This is a genomic window from Nonomuraea sp. NPDC049714, from assembly GCF_044465295.1.
In the GTDB taxonomy this organism is placed as follows: domain Bacteria; phylum Actinomycetota; class Actinomycetes; order Streptosporangiales; family Streptosporangiaceae; genus Nonomuraea.
In genome coordinates, this window is the sequence record NZ_JBITLM010000008.1 from 466,952 (window position 1) to 486,425 (window position 19,474).

The 19,474-nt window shown below is 71.1% G+C and carries 18 protein-coding genes; 16 read left to right on the forward strand and 2 right to left on the reverse strand.

All coding sequences use genetic code 11. The features are described from left to right. Window positions 1-158: 158 nt before the first annotated feature. From ACIBQX_RS30905 to ACIBQX_RS30945, 9 genes are all read left to right on the forward strand, one after another. Entirely contained in the window at window positions 159-1,304 is a 1,146-nt protein-coding gene (locus ACIBQX_RS30905; RefSeq protein WP_397010629.1) for an FAD-dependent monooxygenase, read from the forward strand. A 113-nt stretch (window positions 1,305-1,417) separates the two neighbouring features. After that, on the forward strand, window positions 1,418-2,068 hold the full coding sequence (locus tag ACIBQX_RS30910; RefSeq protein ID WP_397010631.1) for a class I SAM-dependent methyltransferase: 651 nt from the start codon (window positions 1,418-1,420) through the stop codon (window positions 2,066-2,068). A 110-nt stretch (window positions 2,069-2,178) separates the two neighbouring features. Next, window positions 2,179-3,432 (forward strand): arginine deiminase, encoded by a 1,254-nt coding sequence (locus ACIBQX_RS30915; protein WP_397010633.1) that lies wholly within the window; start codon window positions 2,179-2,181, stop codon window positions 3,430-3,432. Window positions 3,433-3,848: 416 nt separating this feature from the next. Further along, entirely contained in the window at window positions 3,849-4,034 is a 186-nt protein-coding gene (locus ACIBQX_RS30920) for a hypothetical protein (RefSeq protein WP_397010635.1), read from the forward strand. A gap of 72 nt (window positions 4,035-4,106) precedes the next feature. Continuing rightward, on the forward strand, window positions 4,107-4,727 hold the full coding sequence (locus ACIBQX_RS30925; protein WP_397010637.1) for a dihydrofolate reductase family protein: 621 nt from the start codon (window positions 4,107-4,109) through the stop codon (window positions 4,725-4,727). A gap of 20 nt (window positions 4,728-4,747) precedes the next feature. Next, complete coding sequence (locus ACIBQX_RS30930; RefSeq protein WP_397010639.1) at window positions 4,748-5,083, forward strand: YciI family protein; 336 nt, start codon at window positions 4,748-4,750, stop codon at window positions 5,081-5,083. After that, complete coding sequence (locus ACIBQX_RS30935) at window positions 5,080-6,312, forward strand: RNA polymerase sigma factor (RefSeq protein ID WP_397010641.1); 1,233 nt, start codon at window positions 5,080-5,082, stop codon at window positions 6,310-6,312. The genes ACIBQX_RS30930 and ACIBQX_RS30935 overlap by 4 nt, the downstream gene beginning before the upstream one ends. A gap of 57 nt (window positions 6,313-6,369) precedes the next feature. Continuing rightward, a complete protein-coding gene (locus tag ACIBQX_RS30940; protein ID WP_397010643.1) occupies window positions 6,370-7,014 on the forward strand; it encodes a TetR/AcrR family transcriptional regulator in 645 nt (214 codons plus the stop codon). A gap of 108 nt (window positions 7,015-7,122) precedes the next feature. Further along, on the forward strand, window positions 7,123-9,033 hold the full coding sequence (locus tag ACIBQX_RS30945) for an amino acid transporter (protein ID WP_397010645.1): 1,911 nt from the start codon (window positions 7,123-7,125) through the stop codon (window positions 9,031-9,033). 7 nt (window positions 9,034-9,040) lie between these two features. Here the strand turns inward: ACIBQX_RS30945 and ACIBQX_RS30950 are convergent, their stop codons facing one another. Then, window positions 9,041-9,706, reverse strand: coding sequence for a response regulator (locus tag ACIBQX_RS30950; protein WP_397010647.1), 666 nt, complete (start codon window positions 9,704-9,706; stop codon window positions 9,041-9,043). Further along, a complete protein-coding gene (locus ACIBQX_RS30955) occupies window positions 9,703-12,219 on the reverse strand; it encodes a DUF4118 domain-containing protein (protein ID WP_397010649.1) in 2,517 nt (838 codons plus the stop codon). The genes ACIBQX_RS30950 and ACIBQX_RS30955 overlap by 4 nt, the downstream gene beginning before the upstream one ends. Before the next feature lie 131 nt (window positions 12,220-12,350). Between ACIBQX_RS30955 and ACIBQX_RS30960 the strand changes: the two genes are divergently transcribed. The 7 genes from ACIBQX_RS30960 (at window position 12,351) to ACIBQX_RS30990 (ending at window position 19,404) form a co-directional block, all read left to right on the forward strand. Then, window positions 12,351-12,884: a PadR family transcriptional regulator gene (locus ACIBQX_RS30960; RefSeq protein WP_397010650.1), complete on the forward strand. Its 534-nt coding sequence runs from the start codon at window positions 12,351-12,353 to the stop codon at window positions 12,882-12,884. After that, window positions 12,881-13,621, forward strand: coding sequence for an ABC transporter ATP-binding protein (locus ACIBQX_RS30965; RefSeq protein WP_397010652.1), 741 nt, complete (start codon window positions 12,881-12,883; stop codon window positions 13,619-13,621). Before ACIBQX_RS30960 ends, ACIBQX_RS30965 begins: the two co-directional genes overlap by 4 nt. A gap of 5 nt (window positions 13,622-13,626) precedes the next feature. After that, window positions 13,627-15,414, forward strand: a complete 1,788-nt coding sequence (locus ACIBQX_RS30970; protein WP_397010654.1) for an FtsX-like permease family protein — start codon at window positions 13,627-13,629, stop codon at window positions 15,412-15,414. Between the two features lie 58 nt (window positions 15,415-15,472). Continuing rightward, a complete protein-coding gene (locus ACIBQX_RS30975) occupies window positions 15,473-16,675 on the forward strand; it encodes a hypothetical protein (RefSeq protein WP_397010656.1) in 1,203 nt (400 codons plus the stop codon). Further along, the gene (locus ACIBQX_RS30980) at window positions 16,672-17,976 is read left to right on the forward strand and encodes a hypothetical protein (RefSeq protein ID WP_397010658.1); all 1,305 of its coding nucleotides are present in this window, start codon (window positions 16,672-16,674) and stop codon (window positions 17,974-17,976) included. The genes ACIBQX_RS30975 and ACIBQX_RS30980 overlap by 4 nt, the downstream gene beginning before the upstream one ends. Continuing rightward, window positions 17,973-18,368: a hypothetical protein gene (locus ACIBQX_RS30985; RefSeq protein ID WP_397010660.1), complete on the forward strand. Its 396-nt coding sequence runs from the start codon at window positions 17,973-17,975 to the stop codon at window positions 18,366-18,368. The genes ACIBQX_RS30980 and ACIBQX_RS30985 overlap by 4 nt, the downstream gene beginning before the upstream one ends. A 247-nt stretch (window positions 18,369-18,615) precedes the next feature. Then, window positions 18,616-19,404, forward strand: a complete 789-nt coding sequence (locus ACIBQX_RS30990) for an AAA family ATPase (protein WP_397010662.1) — start codon at window positions 18,616-18,618, stop codon at window positions 19,402-19,404. Window positions 19,405-19,474: the final 70 nt, after the last annotated feature.

The following is a 19,474-nucleotide window of genomic DNA, read 5'->3' on the forward strand; positions in this document are numbered from 1 at the left end:
GGCCAGAGTTACCGCACGAGCCTATTCCGTCCCATGGAGCCGTTGGGGCATCGCGCCCGACGACTCGGCGCCTTGTCGGGCCCCGAAGGACCCCCGCCATATTCCCCCACACACCGTGTGCTACATGTTGATTACATTAAGTCACATAAGGGGGCAGTGTGAAGATCGACTGTGTCGGCGGCGGGCCCGCGAGCCTGTACTTCTCGATCCTGATGAAGCGGATGGATGCGTCCCATGACATCACCGTCTACGAACGCAACCCCGCCGGATCGACGTTCGGCTGGGGGGTGACCTACTGGGAAGCGCTGATCGATTATCTACGGAGCGCCGACCCGGAGTCCGGGCGCGCCATCAGCGAGAGCTCGGTCCGCTGGGAGAACTGGATCACGCACGTCCACGACCGCGTGACGATCACGGTCGAGAACGGCGCGGAGGGGTTCGGCGTGGGCCGGCAGCGGCTGCTCGACATCCTCGCCGACCGGGCCCGCGCGCTCGGCGTGCGACTGGAGTTCGAACGCGAGATCCTCGACGAGGACGAGCTGGTCGACGCCGACCTCATCGTCGCCGGCGACGGTGTCAACAGCGTGCTGCGGGAGCGTCACGCCGACCATTTCGGCACCGAGGTGACGGTCGGCCGCCACCCCTACCTCTGGCTCGGCACCACCAAGGTCTTCGACGCCTTCACCTTCGCCTTCACCGAGACCGACCACGGCTGGATCTGGTGCTACGGCTACGGTTTCAGCCCGGAGCAGAGCACGTGTGTCGTCGAGTCCACCCCCGAGACGTGGCAGGGCCTCGGTTTCGGCCAGATGAACGAGGCCGACTGCCTGGGCATGCTGGAGAAGCTCTTCGCCGACGTGCTGGACGGGCACCCGCTGATCGGCCGCACGCGTGCCGACGGCAGCGCACGCTGGGAGTACTTCCCCACCCTGACCAACCGGACCTGGCACCGCGGCAACCTCGTCCTGCTCGGGGACGCCGCGCACACCACCCACTACTCCATCGGCTCGGGCACCGGCCTCGCCCTGGGGGACGCCGCCGTCCTGGCCGAGGAGCTGCAGCGGGACACGCGGCTGGAGCCCGCCCTGACCCGCTACGAGCACAACCGCATCGGCGAGATCCGGTCCGCCCAGCGCTCGGCCCGTCACAGCGCCCAGTGGTTCGAGAACCTCCCGCGCTACATCGACCGACCCCCGGAGCAGCTGCTCGAACTGCTCGGGCAGCGCCACTCCGGGCTGCTCGCGCATCTCCCACCGGCGCTGTACTACCGGATCTGGCGGCTGGCCGGCCGGTTCGGACGCTGAACGTACGCCCGGGAGGGGCTGCCGGAGCCGGCAGCCCCTCACCCTGTTGAAAAACGCCGGACGAGAAGGGAAGCTCACCGTTGAAACACGCCGGAAGAGAAGGGAAGCCCACCATGAGCACAGGCAAGCTGCTGCATCACCACGCCGAGCACGCCGACTCCGGCGGGACGCTCAATCACCCGCGCGCCTACGAGATCGTCTCGGCCATCGCCTTCGCCGGAGGCCGGCGCTACACCTTCACCCGCCTGGCGGCCCTCGCCAAGCCGCGCGCCGGCGACCGCATCCTGGACGTGGGCTGCGGCACCGGCTATCTGACGCGGGTGCTCGCTCCGGTGGTCACGCCCGCCGGGCACGTGACGGGCCTGGACCCCTCCCCTTCCATGATCGAGTACGCGCTCGGCCGCGCTCCCGGCAACTGCGACTACACCGTCGGCCGGGCGCAGGACCTGCCGTTCCCCGACGGCTCCTTCGACACGGTCGTCTCCAGCCTGGCGCTGCACCACATCCCCGCCGACGCCCGGCAGGAGACGATGCGGGAGATGTTCCGCGTGCTGCGGCCGGGCGGGCGGCTGCTCGTCGCCGACCTCAGGCCGCCGGCGAACGCGCTGGCCAGGCGGCTGGGCGAGCTGCTCCTGCGGCATCACGGCCACGACGTGCTCGGCACGCTCGTCCCCGACGCCGGTTTCCGGGTCGAGGCCGAGGGCGAGCTGCCACCCCGGCTGCGCTACGTCCAGGCCGTACGACCTGAAGCCGGCCTCGCCTAGCCCGGCGTCTCCGCAACGGTTGGGGACCCCCGCATCAGACCAGGTGTAACAAACAGCATGCACGGGAATGGAAAGAACCCGACATGTTGACACATAGGGGGAATTAGCGGATGAGTGAGTTCGGAGTCCACTCCGAGGTGGGCCGGCTCCGCAAGGTGATCGTGCACCGGCCCGATCTGAGCCTGCGGCGGCTCACTCCGAGCAACATGGACGAGCTGCTGTTCGACGACATCCTGTGGGTGGAGCACGCTCAGCGTGAGCACGACGCGTTCGTGGCCGTGATGCGTGCGCGCGGCATCGACGTCTACTACCACCACGAGCTGCTCGCCGAGGCTCTCGACACCGGCATCGACGTCAAGCGCCGGGCCGTCGAGCAGGCCGTCACCCACCTGACGGTCGGGCCCGCGCTGGTCGACACCGTGCGCGACACCCTGTCCGCCTGGAGCGGCGCCGACCTGGCCAGGCATCTGATCGGCGGCCTGACCAAGGAGGAGTTCGGCACCGCCGAGCTGGAGGGCTCCTCGCTGGTGGCCGCGTGGACGAGCCCGCGCCGGTTCATCCTGCCGCCGCTGCCCAACAGCCTCTACCAGCGTGACCCGGCCGCCTGGCTGTACGCGGGCGTCTCGCTCAATCCGATGTTCTGGCACGCCCGGCTGCTGGAGACCATGAACCAGAGCACGATCTACCACCACCATCCGATGTTCGCCGGGGCGGACTTCTCGTTCTGGTATCCGTACGCGGGCGACTACGCGCGCTTCAACGAGGAGGACTACGGCAACGCCGCCATGGAGGGCGGCGACATGATGCCGATCGGCAACGGCGTCGTCGTCATCGGCATCAGCGAACGCACCAGCCCGCGCACCATCGAGCACCTCGCGCTGTCGCTGTTCGCCTCCGGCGCGGCCGAGCGGATCATCGCCGTGAACGTGCCCAAGCAGCGCTCCTACATGCACCTAGACACCGTCTTCACCCTCCTGGACGCCGACAAGGCCACCGCCTACACGCCGTTCCTGGCCACGGCCGCCACCTTCTCGCTGCGCCCCGGCGACAAGGACGGGACACTGACCGTCCACCGCGACCCGAGCTTCGTCACCGCGATCCAGGAGGCCCTCGGCATCCCTCACCTGGACGTGATCCCCACCGGCGGTGACGACGCCCAGCAGTCCCGCGAGCAGTGGGACTCCGGCAACAACTTCTTCGCCCTGGAGCCGGGGGTCGTCGTCGGCTACCACAAGAATCAGGCCACCAACCGCAAGCTGCGCGAGCACGGCGTCGAGGTCATCGAGATCGAGGGCTTCGAGCTCGGCAAGGGCCGGGGCGGCGCCCACTGCATGACCTGTCCCATCCAGCGCGACGCCGTGTGAGGCCCGCCCCTGACCAGTGACAACAGCGGTTCACGTACAATGATCAGACCTTGTCCATCGGCTGTCCATCGGCGGCGGCCGACAGGCGTGGCCTTGATTCCCCCTGACGTCGCACGGGGCTAGGCTCGGGCCACGCCGAACTGGGCCCGAAGGGAACCATCATCGTCAGCGACTCATATCCGCCGTTCGGGAACGCGCCGCGTCCGGCGCGCCGCCGCATCACCGAGGCCACGACGCTGAGCAACCAGAGCTCGGCCGACGTCGTCAAGTGGACCTGCCCGCACGGCCAGCACGCCGGAAACGGCTGCATCGCGTGCTATGACGCCTGCGCCACGGCCGACCCGGAGCTGCCCCTGTGGGAAGTCGCGGCGTGGTTCACCACCACACGGCCGATCCCGATCAGGGCGCTGCAGGACGTGCACCGCCACGGCCGCCGGTTCGCGCTGGACCAGCCGTCGACGCCGCTGGTCTACATCCTGAGCGGCCATGTCCGGGCGGAGCTGAGCGCGGAGGCGGTGGCGGGGGTGGTCGGCTTTCTGCTGCAGAACCGGCACATCGTCGACGACTTCACCATGACGGAGATTCGCGCCTCCCATTCCTGACGAGCTGTCGATTGTCGCCGGGCTCGTTCGCCGTAGTCAGTGAGAGGCATCACCGACTGACAAGGAACGATCATGCGGAAACTGATGGTGACCACGTTCATGTCGCTGGACGGCGTCGTACAGGCGCCCGGGGGCGCGGACGAGGACCGCGAAGGCGGGTTCGAGCACGGCGGCTGGGCGGTGCCGCACATGAACGAGGAGCTCATCCAGCGGATGGCCACGCTGACCGCCAGGGCCGACGCGCTGCTGCTCGGGCGCAGGACCTACGAGGGCTTCGCCGCCACCTGGCCGCTGGCCGGCCCCGGCGACCCGATCGGGGAGACGATGAACGGCCTGCGCAAGTACGTCGCGTCCCGCACCCTGGACACCGTGACGTGGCAGAACTCGACGCTGCTCACCGGCGACGTCGCCGAGGCGGTCGGCGAGCTCAAGCGGGACGAGGGCGGCGAGATCCAGGTGCACGGCAGCGGCGAGCTGATCCAGACGCTCCTCGAGCACGACCTCGTGGACGAGTTCCACCTGCTGGTCTTCCCGGTGCTCCTCGGCTCCGGCAAGCGGCTCTTCAGGACCGCTACGGCCGGCCTCAAGCTGCTCGACAGCACGACGTCGAGCACGGGCGTGGTCCTGAGCACGTACGCGAGAAGTGGCAAGGTGGGCTACGGCGAACTCGGCCCGGAGACCGGCAACTGGTGATCGAGCGAAGGGGAGCGGCCATGCCGCAGTACGCGATCCTGATCTACGAGAAGGAGACGCCCGGCGGGGTGGCCGACATCCCGCCCGAGGTCATGGAGGCCAACCTGCGCGCCGGCGAGCAGATCGCCGCGATGGGCGCGACGGTCGTCCACGAGCAGGCGTTGCAGCCCAGCGCGGCCACCCGGACGATCCACAAGGGCGGCCTGGTCACCGACGGCCCGTTCCTGGAGAGCAAGGAGGTGATCGCCGGGTTCTTCGTGGTGGAGGCCGCGGACCTGGAGACGGCGGTCGCCATCGGCCGGCTGCTGCCGATCATGGACGGCGCCGTGGAGGTGCGGCCGCTGCTCACCGGATGACCTCCGTCCTTCAGGCGGTGGCCGAGGCGCACCGTCGCGAGTGGGCCAGGTTGCTCGCCGCGACGGTGCGCGTCACCCGTGACCTGGACCTGGCCGAGGAGTGCGTCCAGGACGCGTACACCGCCGCGCTCGACTCCTGGACGCGCGACGGCGTGCCCGCCAGGCCGGGCGCCTGGCTGACCACCGCCGCCCGGCACAACGCGCTGGACGCCCTGCGCCGGGCCGGCACGCTGCGCTCGAAGCTGCACCTGCTGGTGGAGCCGGACGTGGCCGCCGAGCCGGTGCCGTACGACGACCGGCTGCGGCTGGTCTTCCTGTGCTGCCATCCGGCGCTGGCCGTCGAGGCGCAGGTCGCGCTCACCCTGCGGCTGGTCTGCGGGGTGAGCACGCCGGACGTCGCCCGTGCGTTCCTGGTCTCCGAGCCGACCATGGCGGCCCGGATCACCCGGGCCAAGAAGAAGATCATGGCGGCGGGGATCCCGTTCAGGATGCCGGCCCCGGCCGAGCTGCCGGACCGGCTGGACGCCGCGCTCACCACGATCCACCTGCTCTTCACCACCGGCCACACCGCGCCGGCGGGGGCCGCGCTGACCAGGGACGACCTGGTCGCGCACGCGCTCGACCTGGCACGCATGCTCCGCGACCTGATGCCGGACGAGCGGGAGGCACGCGGACTGCTCGCGCTGCTGCTGGCCGGTCACGCCCGCCGGGCCACCCGCGCCACGGCGGACGGGCGCCTGCTGCCGCTGGCGGAGCAGGACCGTTCGGCCTGGGACCAGGAGGCCGTCGCCGAGGCGGACGCGCTGGTCGTGGGCGCGCTGCGCGGCGGCGCGCCGGGCCGGTTCGCCCTGCAGGCCGCCATCGCGACCCTGCACGCCACCGCGCCGGCCTACGCCGACACGGACTGGGAGCAGATCCTGGTGCTCTACGACGAGCTGCTCAAGGTCTGGCCGTCACCGGTGGTGGCGCTCAACCGGGCGGTGGCCGTCGCCATGGTCAGCGGCCCGGCCGCGGCCCTGGCCGAGGTCGAGGCGCTGGAGCGGGACGAGCGGCTCGCCGCCTACCACTACCTGCCCGCGGTCCGGGCCGACCTGCTGCGCCGGCTGGGCCGCCGGGCGGAGGCCGCCGAGGCGTACGAGCGAGCGATCACGCTGGCCGGCAACGACGCCGAACGGGCCTTCCTCACCGAAAAGCGGCGGGCCGTTTGGGCGGGCCCTGTGGAATCTTGACCGTTTCGCGCGGGTTGCCACCGAAGGGGACGGCAGGGTGAACGTACGTTTCTGTGCATGGCTTCTTCGGACAATCAGCAGGCCGAGCACATCATCCAGGTCGCCGCCCGGCTCATCTCCGCTCTCGGGTACGACGCCACCTCGACCCAGCAGATCGCCGAAGCGGCCGGAGTGCAGCCCTCTGTCATCCAGGAGCTCTTCGGCGGCAGACAGGGGCTCTACGTCGCCGTCATGAAGGACGCCTTCGAGCGGGAACGCGTCACCCTGGACGCGCTGCTGGACGATCTCCGCTGCGACGACCCCGCCGACTGCGCGCGGGCGATCCACCTGCTGATCGACAGGCAGATCGACTTCACCGCCCGCCACCCCTACATCTCCGCGCTCCGGACGCACCGCTGGCTGGCCGACGCGATCCACGTGGACGAGATCGAGACGCGCTACACCGTGCCCCTTCTGCGGGCCGTCCTGGACGCCTTCGAGCCCGCGATGGCCGCCGGGCACCTGAGCAAGGACGCGGACCTGAAGTACACGCTGTACTTCACGAACTGGTGCATCCAGGCCTTCGTCCTGGGCGGCATGCTGGACGACACCGGCACCACGGTGACCTCCGTTGACGAAGGGGCCTGGCAGCTGTTCCGGGTGCGGCTGCACCAGATGGTGCACCGCAACCTCCTCCTGCCCGGCGACTACTCCCCTCCCTGACCGCCGATTATTGACGTTTTCTTGATGCCGCGATCATGCGGTGGCCGCCCTCACCCTCACTAGTGTCCTTTGCGGTTTCGCACGTAAAAGATGCTGGAGGTGGCCGAGTTGGCCGGATTAGGTCAGCCCGTACGGGAAGGGGCGCTGCGCACGTGGATGCTGAAAGGCCTGCAGCGGCCCGAGAGCCAGCTCGCGGAATCGCAGCCGGACCATCACCACAGCTGGTGGCAGGTGATGTGCCTGACCGGTGTGGACTACTTCTCCACTTTGGGCTACCAGCCGGGCATCGCGGCGCTGGCCGCCGGCGCGCTCAGCCCTGTCGCGACCCTGCTGCTGGTGGCGCTCACCCTGTTCGGCGCGCTGCCGACCTATCGGGCCGTGGCCGGGGAGAGCCCGAACGGGCTGGGCTCACTGTCGATGCTGGAGCGGCTGCTGCCCGGCTGGCGGGGCAAGCTGCTGGTGCTGTTCCTGCTCGGGTTCGTGGCCACCGCGTTCATCGTGACGATCACCCTGTCCGCGGCCGACGCCACCGCGCACATCCTGCACAACCCGTTCGTCCCGGACTCCTTGGCGGGCTGGCAGGTGCCGGTCACGCTGGTGCTGATCGCCGCCCTGGGCGCGGTGTTCCTGGTCGGGTTCAGTGAGGCGATCTCCATCGCCGTCGTCCTCGTCGGCGTCTACCTGCTGCTCAACCTGGTCGTGGTGACCACCGCGGTCCTCCACGTGCTGGCCGAGCCCGAGCGGGTGACCGGCTGGCGGAACGTGCTGGCCGACGACTACGCCAGCCCGCTCGCCATGGTGGCGGTCTCCCTGTACATCATGCCCAAGCTCGCCCTCGGCCTGTCCGGCTTCGAGACCGGCGTCGCCGTGATGCCGCTGGTCAAAGGCGAGGTGGACGTACGGATCAAGGGCGCGCGCAAGCTGCTGACCACGGCCGCGCTGATCATGAGCGTCTTCCTGATCACGTCGAGTTTCGCCACCACCGTGCTCATCCCCGCCGGGGAGTTCGCCGAGGGAGGCGCGGCCAACGGGCGGGCGCTCGCCTACCTGGCCCATGAGTACCTCGGTGACTGGTTCGGCACCGCCTACGACCTGTCCACGATCGCCATCCTGTGGTTCGCCGGCGCCTCCGCGCTGGCCGGGCTGCTCAACATCGTGCCGCGCTATCTCCCCCGGTACGGCATGGCGCCGGACTGGTCACGCGCCTCCCGTCCGATGGTGCTGGTGTTCACCGCCGTCTCCGTGCTCATCACGCTGTTCTTCGACGCGGAGGTGGAGGTGCAGGGCGGCGCCTACGCCACCGGCGTGCTGGCCCTGATCCTGTCGGCGGCGGTCGCCGTGACCCTGTCGGCCTGGACCGGCGGCCGGCTCCGCGCCGCGGCCTTCTTCGGGGTCGTCACGCTGATCTTCGGCTACGCCACGGTGGCCAACATCATCGAACGGCCCGACGGACTGGTGATCGCCCTGCTGTTCGTGCTGGCCATCGTGGTGATCTCGCTGGTCTCCCGGGCGACCCGGTCCACCGAGCTGCGGGTCACCCGGATCACCCTCGACGACCAGGCCCGCCAGTTCATCAACGAGGTCGGCGAGATCTACCTCATCGCCAACGAGCCCCACGCCCGCAACAGCAAGGAGTACGTCGACAAGATGCGCGAGGCGTGGGAGCTGCACCGGCTGCGCACCAGCGAGGGGCCGATCTTCCTGGAGGTCACCATCCCGGACGCCTCCGAGTTCGCCGGCGAGCTGCACGTCGTGGGCGAGGAGCGCCACGGCTTCCGCGTGCTGCGGATGCGGAGCACCACGGTCGCCAACGCCATCGCCGCCCTGCTGCTGCACCTGCGCGACGAGACGAGGAAGACGCCGCACGTCTACTTCCACTGGGCGGCCGAGGGCAACCCGATCGGCGCGCTGCTGCGCTATCTGGTCTTCGGCGGCGGAGACATCCCGCCGCTCACCCGCGAGGTGCTCCGCCAGGCCGAGCCCGACCCCGACCGCCGCCCGATCGTGCACGTCGGCTGACCTCTGCTCAGGGTGTGAACCGGTAGCCCATCCCCGGTTCGGTGATGAGGTGCACCGGGTGCGCCGGGTCGCGTTCGAGTTTGCGGCGCAGCTGGGCCATGTACTGGCGCAGGTAGTGGAACTCCTTGACGTACTTGGCGCCCCACACCTCCGACAGCAGCAGTCGCTGGCTGACGAGTTTGCCGGGGTTGCGGAGCAGGATCTCCAGGATGTGCCATTCGGTCGGGGTGAGCCGTACCTCGCCGGAGACGGTCTTGGTGGTCAGGTCGATCTCGTGGTCGCCGATCCGGACGGGCGCCAGTTCCTCTTCCTGGCCGGTCCGGCGGGAGACGGCGCGGATGCGGGCCAGCAACTCGTCGATGCCGAAGGGCTTGGTGACGTAGTCGTCGGCGCCCGCGTCCAGCGCCTCGACCTTGTCCTGGTTTCCGGACCGGCCCGACAGCACGATGATCGGGACGCTGGTCCAGCCGCGCAGCCCGTGGATGACGTCCATGCCGTCCAGATCGGGCAGGCCGAGGTCGAGGATGACCAGGTCCGGGTGCCATTCGGCAGCCTCGCGCAGGGCTTCGGCGCCGTCGGCGGCCACCGCGACCTCGTACTGCCGGGCCACGAGGTTGATCCGCAGTGTGCGCAGGAGCTGGGGTTCGTCGTCGACGACGAGGATGCGGGTCATGCGGCGACGCCCAACCTGAGGATCATGGTGAGACCTCCCCCTGGTGTCTCATCGGGTACGAGCACGCCGCCCATCGCCTCGGCCAGCCCCCGGGACAGAGCCAGCCCGAGCCCGACGCCCGAATGGTTGTCGCGGTCGCCGAGCCGCTGGAAGGGCAGGAACACCTGCTCGTACGCCTCTCGCGGGATGCCGGGACCACGGTCCACGACGCGTACCTCGACGTGGGAGGCGTACCGGCTCGCGGTGACGAGCACCTTCTCACCCTGCGGGCTGTAGCGGACCGCGTTGGACATCAGATTGACCAGCACCCTTTCCAGCAGCGCCGGGTCGGCCAGCACGTCGGGCACCCCGGAGCCGATGGCGGCCTCGACGCGGCCACGCGACTGGGCCAGGTCGTCGACGGCCCCGGGCAGGACGTCAGCCAGCGAGGTCGGCTGGAGCTCGACCCCCAGCACCCCGGCCTGCAGGCGGCTCATGTCGAGCAGATTGATCACCAGGCGCTCCAGCTTGGCCAGCGATTCCTGGGCGGATTCGAGCAGCTCGGCACGGTCCTGCTCGGTCCAGGGCATGCCGGTGTCGGCCAGGCTCTCCACGGCGGCCTTGGCCGAGGCGAGCGGCGTGCGCAGGTCGTGGCTGACGGCGGCGAGCAGGGCGGTGCGCATCCGGTCGGCCTCGGCCAAGGGCCGGGCCAGCTCGGCCTCCCGCTCCAGGCGTTCGTGCCGCAGCGCCACCGCCGCCTCGGCGGCGAACGCCTCCAGCACCCGCCGGTCGGCCGCGTCCGACAGCCTGCCGCGAGCCGTGAGCACGAGCTGGGGATCGATCACCACGGCCGTGTCGGCGGCGGCCGGGCAGGTGGCGGGCGGGCCGCCGGACGTGGCGACGATCCGCCAGCGCCCCGGCTCGGCCAGGTCGTCGGGGGCCGGCTCGGCGTGCCGTTCCAGCAGCGTCACCGAGACCAGCCCGAACGTCTCCCGCATGCGCGCGAGCAGCGACGGGACGGCGGCCTCACCGCGCAGGACGTGGCCCGCCAGGGTGGACAGCAGCTCGGCCTCGGCGCCGGCCCTGGCCGCCTCCCTGGTGCGCCGGGCGGCGATGTCCACGATCACGCTGACCGCCGCCGCCACCAGGATGAACACGATCAGCGCCAGGATGTTCTCCGGGTCGGCGATGGCGAAGAGGCCGACCGGCGGCGTGAAGAACAGATTGAGCAGCAGCGACGCCCCCACGGCCGCCGTGAGCGCGGGCCACATGCCACCGGTGAGCGCGACGCCGACCACCGCGAAGAGCAGCAGCAACATCTCGCTGGAGGGCGCCAGGTCGTCCTCGACCGGCAACAGCATGGCACTCAGCGCCGGGATCCCGGCCACCGCCATCACCCACCCGGCCAGCCGGCGGTTCGGGGGCAGCGCCGTCCGCGCGGGCGACCACTGCGGGCGGCCCCGGCTCGCCTCCTCGTGCGTGACCATGTGCACGTCGATCGAGCCGGACAGCGCGGTGGCGGTGACGCCGACGCCGCGCGACATGACCTGCGCGAAACGTCCCCTGCGGGAGGCGCCCAGCACCAGCTGGGTGGCGTTCACCCCGCGGGCGAAGTCGAGCAGCGCGCGCGGGATGTCCTCGCCGACGACGTGATGGTAGGAGCCTCCCAGGCTCTCCACCAGGATGCGCAGGCGGGCCAGGCCGGGCGGGTCGGCGCCGGGTGTCCCGGCCGCCGGGGTCACGTGCACGGCGAGCAGGTCGGCGCCCGTGTTGCGGGCGGCGATGCGGGCGGCCCGCCGTACCAGCGTGTCGCCTTCGGGACCGCCCGTGAGGGCCACGACGACCCGCTCGCGCGCCTCCCAGGTGCCGGCGATGCCATGCTCGGCGCGGTAGCGGCCGAGCTGGTCGTCGACCTTGCCGGCGACCCAGAGCAGGGCCAGCTCGCGCAGCGCGGTGAGGTTGCCCACCCGGAAGTAGTTCGACAGGGCCGCGTCCACCTCCCCCGCGGCGTACACGTCCCCGTGCGCCAGGCGGCGGCGCAGCGCCTCGGGCGCCATGTCGACCAGCTCGACCTGGTCGGCCCGGCGCACCACCTCGTCCGGCACGGTCTCCGGCTGCGGCATGCCGGTGATCGCCTGGGCGACGTCGCTCACCGACTCCAGGTGCTCGATGTCCACGGTGGACACGACGTCGATCCCGGCGTCGAGGATCACGTCGACGTCCTGCCACCGCTTGGCGTTGGCCGAGCCCGGCGCGTTGGTGTGGGCCAGCTCGTCGATCAGCGCGACCTTCGGCGCCCGTGCGACGACCGCCTCGACGTCCAGCTCGGCGCTCCCGTGAGCCAGGCGCTTGCGCGGGATCACCTCCAGGCCGTCGAGCAGCGCGGCGGTGTGCCGACGGCCGTGGTCCTCGACGAGACCCACCACCACGTCCTTGCCCCGCTCGCGAGCCCGCCGCCCCTCGCTCAGCATCGCGTACGTCTTGCCGACTCCTGGCGCGGCGCCGACATAGACCCGCAGACGACCTCTGGTCATGATCCGTGAAGCTCGCTCATGCGGCCAAGGCTACGTGCCGCACCCCGGTCGCCCGTCGCCTGGTGCCGGCCGGGCGTTTTGACACCTTGTATGGGTAACCGCTATCTATTGGCTAACCGTTAGGGGGCGGAATGCAGGACGCGGTGCTGGCGATGCTGGCCAAGGAGCCGACGCACGGCTACCACCTGCATGCTCGCCTGCGGCAGAGCCTCGGCCCGCTGGGCGAGTCGATGAACCGGGGCCAGATCTATGTGACCTTGGCGCGGCTGGAGAAGGCGGGGCTCGTCGTCTGCGAGCGCGCGGACGGCCTGCCCGAGCGGCCCGAGCGCAAGGTCTACGCGCTGACGCCGGCCGGGCAGCAGCGGGTGGCCGCCTGGCTGGCCGAGGTGGGCTGGCCGAAACCGGACCTGGCGGAGTTCCATCTCAAGCTCGCCGCCGCCCGCGCGGCCCGGCTGGCCGACCCGGTGGAGCTGGTGGCGGCGCAGCGCCGTGAGCTGCTGCGCCGCCTGCGCGAGGCGCAGCGGGCGGCGCTGGCCGAGCCGCCGGGGTCGGGCGCCGGGCTGCTGCTGGAGGGGGTCGTGCTGCGGTTGCAGGCGGACCTGCGCTGGCTGGACGCCTGTGAGCGGGCCTGGTCCAAGGTCGATGACGAAGTCGAGGGTGGATGAACGTGTCAGGTGCCACGGTCCGGGCCCGCGGCCTGGCGAAGACGCATGGTCAGGGGCAGAGCCGGGTGCACGCGGTGGACGAGGTCGACCTGGACGTGCCCGAGGGGCAGATGCTGGCGGTGATGGGGCCCAGCGGCTGTGGGAAATCCACGTTGCTGCACCTGCTGGGCGGCCTGGAGCGGCCGACCGGTGGCGAGGTGTGGGTGGGCGGGCGGCGCATCGACACGCTGAGCGAGCGAGCTCTGGCGCGCATGCGGCGCCGGTCGGTGGGGTTCGTCTTCCAGGCCTTCCATCTGGTGGAGGAGCTGTCGGCGGCGGAGAACGTGGAGCTGCCCGCGCTGCTGGCCGGGCGCTCACGCCGCCAGGCCAGGCGGCGCGCGAGCCTGCTGCTGGACCGGGTCGGGCTCGCCGACCGCGCCCGGCACCTGCCGTCGCAGCTGTCGGGCGGGCAGCGCCAGCGGGTCGCCGTCGCTCGCGCGCTGGTCAACGAACCGCTGGTCGTCCTGGCCGACGAGCCGACCGGCAACCTCGACACCGCGGCGACCCTCGAGGTGCTGAGGATCTTCGAGGAGCTGCGTTCCGCCGGGCAGACCTTCGTGATCGTCACGCATGACGAGCGGGTGGCGGCCACGGCGGATCGGCTGGTCTCGATGCGCGACGGGATGTTCGTCGACGACACCCGGCTGGCCGGCTCCCCGCCGCGCGGGCTCGGCGGGCTGATCGGGCTGGAGGGCTGACCGGCATGGGCTCCCTCGTGCTCGTCGTGCGCCTGGTGCTGGCTGACGTGCGCCGGCACCAGGTGCAGGCCGCGATGCTCCTGCTCGCGGTGACCGTGGCGACCGCCACGATGGCCCTGGGCCTGTCCCTGCGCGGCGTGAGCGAGTCGCTGTACGAGCAGACCCGCGCGGCCACCGCCGGGCCGGACGTGGTGGCACTCGCCGGCGACACCGGCCCCGCCGTGACCTCGGCCCTGGCCTCGCTGGCGGACGATCCCGAAGTGGTCGCCCACCATGGTCCTTATCGCATCGTGTACGCCGACCTCACCGCACGCGGCCGCACCTCCAACGTGGTGGTGCACGGCTTCGCCGAGACGCCCGGCGCGGTCAACCGCCCGCTGCTGACCTCGGGCCACTGGGTACGCTCCGGCGGCACGGTCCTCGAACGCGGTTTCGCCACCGCGCTGGGCGTCGGCGTCGGCGACCGCGTCACCATCGCCGGCCGGTCGTACCCCGTCGCCGGGATCGCCGTCACCGCGGCCACCTCCGTCTACCCCGGGGCCCAGCAGATCGGCCCGTACGGCGGTGGCAGCGACTACAGCGGCCTGGCCTGGATGACCCGATCGGATGCCCGGACGCTGGCGTCGTCCCAGGACCTGCCGGTGACCATGGCCCTGGATCTCAAGCTGCGCGACCCCGCCACCACCGAGGCCTTCCGCGAGGCCCACCGCGACTTCCCTGTGAGGATCAACTTCCGCTCCTGGCAGTTCACGGCCGGGCAGGACATGGTCATCCTTGAGAACAGTCGGCCGATCCTGGTCGTCGGCAGCTGGCTGCTCAGCTTCCTGGCCATCACCGGAGTGGCGGCGCTGGCCGCGGGACGCGCCGTCGAGCAGACGCGCCGGGCCGGGCTGCTCAAGGCCGTCGGCGCCACCCCGAGTCTGATCGCCACCGTCCTGCTCACCGAGTACCTGGCGCTGGCGCTGGCCGGCGACGCGCTGGGGCTGGTGATCGCCCGCCTGGCCGCGCCCGCCATCGCCAGCCCCACCGCCAGCCGGATCGGCGACGCCGCCGGGCCTGCCGCCGCCACGGTCGCGGCGGTGACCGTCCTGGCCGTGGTGGTGGCGGTGCTGTCCACCCTGCGCCCCACGCTGCGTGCCCTGCGTACGGCGACCGTCACGGCGCTGACCGCCACCGCGCACCAGCCCCGTCACCGCCCGTGGCTCACCGCGCTGTCCGCGCTGCTGCCCACGCCGCTGCTGCTCGGGCTGCGGCTGACCGCCCGCCGGCCGGGCCGCGCCCTGCTGCAGGCGTGCTCCACCGCCACCACGATGATCGCGATCGTCGCCCTGCTGACCCTCTACGCCCATCCGGAGAGGGGCTACGGCCTGGACGGCTCCTCCGTCCTGCCCAACCTGCGGGGCGAGCACGATCGCCGGCTGATGCTCGCCGTCGCCATCCTGCTGATCACGCTCGCCGTCGTGAACACCATCACGTTCACCTGGACCACCGCCATGGAGGCCCGGGCGAACATGGCCATCGCCCGCACCCTCGGCGCCACCCCTGGACAGGTCTCCGCAGGGCTGTCCATCGCCCAGCTCCTGCCCAGCCTGCCCGGTGCCGTCATCGGTATCCCGCTGGGCGGCGGCCTGCTCTCGCTCTTCGCCGCCAGGAACGCGGTGGACGCACCCTCCTCCTGGCTGCTCATCGCCGCGCTCACGATCCTCCTGGCGACGGCGGCGCTCACCGCCCTACCGGCACGCCTGGCGGCCCGGCATCCTGTAGCACGGGCCCTCAGCGCCGAAACGACGTGACCGGCCCAGCCCGGCGGCGTCTGGACGCATCGATCCGATCGACGAAAGGAATCATGACGTGGCATCTGACACCGCCGGTATCCGGCGATTCATGGTGGACAGCGGAGAACCCCGCAGCTGGGTGTCCCCCAGGACCGACCTGGTGACGGCGCTGCTCGGCATCTGGTTCGGGGTCGGACTGATGATCGACGCGTGGGCGCACACCAATCTGGCGGAGCTGGAGACGTTCTTCACGCCCTGGCACGCGGTGTTCTACTCCGGGTTCGCCGTGATCTCGGGCTGGATCATCTGGCAGGTGTGGCGCAACGTGCGCGCCGGACGGCAGGGGCTCGCGGCCGTTCCGACCGGGTATCTCGCCGGGCTGGTCGCGGTGCCCGCGTTCGCCGCCTTCGGGCTCGCCGACATGGTGTGGCACACCGTCCTCGGCATCGAGACGAGCATCGACATCTTATTCAGCCCGTCACACCTCGGCCTCGTCGTGATGATGATGCTCATCATCACGACACCGCTGCGCTCGGCGTGGCACGCCCCCGACGTCGGCTCCCGGCCGTCGCTCGGCCGCCTGCTGCCCGCGCTGATCGCGCTCGCGTTCGCCGCCACGCTGGTCTCGCTCTTCCTGTCGTACGGCGACGCCATGCAGTACCGCGCCCAGGACATCGTCCAGGCGTTCTCCATGCTGCAGGACTCGGGCGCCGGACAGCCGGGCGCCGGTCCCCGGCCGGTGGGCCCGAGCGCCGATCGAGTGGCAGTCGCCATGGTCGTCACCAACGTCGTCATGCTCTCCCCGGTGCTGTTCCTGGTGCGCCGCTGGTCGTTGCCGTTCGGCTCGGTGACCGTCATGTACACGATCATGGTGCTCATGCCGGGTGCCCAGACGGCGTTCAGCAACGTGCCGATCCTGTTGTCGTTCGTGGCCGCCGGGTTCGTCAGCGACCTGCTGATCCGCCGGCTGCGGCCGTCGGGTGAGCGGCGCGCCGCCTACTGGGCCTTCGCCGGGCTGTCGGCCTTGGCCACCTGGTCGCTGTACATCGGGGTCGCCTCGGCCACCGGGGGCGGCCTGCCCACCATGCCGGAGCTGTGGACCGGCGCGCCGATCGTCGCCGGGCTGATCGGGCTGGCACTCGGTGCCCTGCTCCTGCCCAACGCGGTCACCGCCCAGCCGGCCCCGCCCGATGCCGCCGCTGACGCCGCCGCCGCTGACGCCGCTGACGCCGACGCCGCCGCTGACGAGCCGGTCGGGCCCGGCGCCGGGCGGGCATGATCCGCGTTCTGTGCCTCGCCGCCGCCCTCGTGCTGGTGCTGGCCGTCCCCGCCGCCGCGCACAACGTCACGGCGGGGGCGGACCTGCGGATCGCCCAGACGATCGCCGGCCACGAGGTGACCGTGGTGGTGAAAGGAACGACCCGGGTGCCGGGGCCGCTGCGGATCGGCGTCATCGCCTACCAGCCGGTGTCCGGGCCGGTCATCGGCCTGGAGGTGCACTCGGTCGAGGACGGCCGCACGGTGACCGGTACCGCCCAGGCGGCGGCGAACCCGCAGTACACGCAGCTCCAGGTGGAGCGGACCGGGCCGCACGAGCTGAAACTGAGCGCGGGGGACCAGACCGCCGTCATCCCGTTCCGCGTCCTCGTCGAACGCGAGTCGGCGGGTGCGATCCTCATCTACGGCGGCCTGTTCGTGGCCGCGCTCCTGCTGGTGGGCGGCCTGCTCACCGGGTCGGCGGCCCGGCCGGGACGGGCGATGGCGCTGGCCGCGGGCGCGGCGGCCGGGGTGACGGTCGCCGCCATGGTCATCGTGTTCGAATCGCACGTACCGGCGCCCCCGCCTGACGGCGCCGCCCCCGCTCCCACGACCTCGACGGCCCAGGGGCGGCCGTACGCGCAGGTCCGCATGGAGACGGTGCCGGCCCGTCCGGCTGCGGGTGAGGAGTTCACCCTGCGGGTCGATCTCGTCGACGGCTCCACCGGGCGGCCCGTCGACGACCTCACCGCGCACCACGAGGCGCTCGCCCACGTGGTCGTCACCAGCGAGGACGGACGTTACTTCCGCCACGTGCACCCCCTGCGCACGGCGCCCGGGCGCCTGGAGGTCAGACTGAGCGCCGAGCGCCCCGGCCGGTATCTGGCGCACGTCGAGGTCGAACGGGAGGACTCAGGCGGGCAGCTCGTCGCCGCGGACTTCACCGTCGGCGGGACGGCCAAGGCCCCAGGTGAAGCCGGTGCACCCGCCACGCGGGCCGGTACGCCGCGACTACAACCCACCGTGCAGACCGGTACGCCGCGGCTCCAACCCGCCGTGCCCGTCGCGGGCCGTCCGACGACGATCGAGCTGGACACCCCCGCCGGCGTCCGGACCTGGCTCGGCATGACCGGCCACCTGCTCATCCGGAGTGAGGACGGCCGCTTCTTCGGCCACGTGCACGAGATGGGCGCGCCGGGAGCCCGGGTGCGCTTCACCTTCAGCTTCCCCGAACCGGGCCGCTACCTCGCCTGGATCCAGTACGCCGTCGCCGACCGCATCGTGACCGCCCCCTTCACCGTGAACGTGATGGAGGCCCCGTGATCAAGAGGTGGCAGGCGGTGGCCACGGCCACGCTCGTGGCCGCCGCGGTGGCGCTGTTCGTCGTGGGCAGGAGCACGGCCGCAGAACCGGTCGACCTGACCACCACGGGCGCCCGCTACACCGCCACCGTCCACATCGCGGACCCGGCTCCCGGCCAGGTCACCGTGGAGATCGAGGTGAGCGAGGGCGACGCCGACACCGTGGCCCTGTCGGCGGTCATGACCCAGATGGGACATTCCACACCCGAGATCTCCGCCACCGAGCGTGCGCCCGGCCGCTTCGTGGCCGCAGGCGAGCTGTTCACGATGAGCGGCGTCTGGGAGCTGTCGATCCGCCTCGACGGCCCCGCCGGCGAGGAGCAACTCGCCGTCAGGACACTGATCGCCGAGTAGCTCGTCGGTGTGGCGGTAACCATGGCCCTCGACAGCCTCGCTCCGCTCATGAGCCCGCCCGCGGCAAGACTCAGCCCAAAATCGCCGAGGTCACCGCATTCGCCTGGCGTTCACCAGTTGGCCTGCCCACCGCACGGCCTGCCGCCGGCGTCGCCGCGGTCTGATCCAGGGCCCGACAACGGGCCCCGAGCATCGATGTCCGAGGTTCGGGCCTGCTGACAGGATGGTCGAGGTATCGATAGACATCATGAGCCGAGCGGACGCTCAAGGCGAGACGTGCCTTTGGATGAGGCGGAAGGCGGTAGCGGTGCTGTTGACCCGGCTTGAGGCTCCGCGGTTGCCAAGCGGCTGGTCCGGCAATCTGCCTCCGGTGCGTCATCTGGTCGAGCATGGGCTGGCCTTCACCCGCCAGGTCACCTTCCTGGTGGGTGAGAACGGGTCAGGGAAGTCGACCCTGGTCGAGGCCATCGCCGATGTGTGCGGCATCAACTCCGAGGGCGGCAAGGCGGGGACCAAGTACTCCTCAACTGGCGAGCTCACCCCACTCGGGGAGGTTCTTGATGCCGAACTCACCGCAACGGGACTGCGGCTCTTGCACGGTCCCCGCCCCAAGCGGCGCGCGTTCTTCTTCCGCGCTGAAACACTGTTCAACCTCGGACGGAACGTGTCCGGCATGCACGGATTCTGGGAAGACGACCTTACGGAGCAGTCACACGGCGAGGGGTTCTTCACCGTTCTCGAACGCATGGTGTCCGGGCCGGGCCTATATCTGATGGACGAACCCGAGGCCGCGCTGTCCTTCCAGTCGTGCATACGCCTGGTCGCCCTCATGAACCGCGTCGCGGGCGAGGGCGGCCAGATCGTCTGCGCCACCCATTCGCCGATCCTCGCCAGCCTGCCAGGGGCTCAGATCATTGAGCTGAGCGAAGACGGCATGCACCCGGCGGAGTGGGAGAACCTCCAGCTGGTCGACCACTGGCGGCGGTTCATGGCCAAGCCGGACTTCTACCTGCGCTACGCCTTGGACGCTGACTGAGGCAGGGACGTTTCACACCAGCATGCGGTGCGCCGTGACGCAGCCCTTGACAAGGCGCTGACGGTTTGAA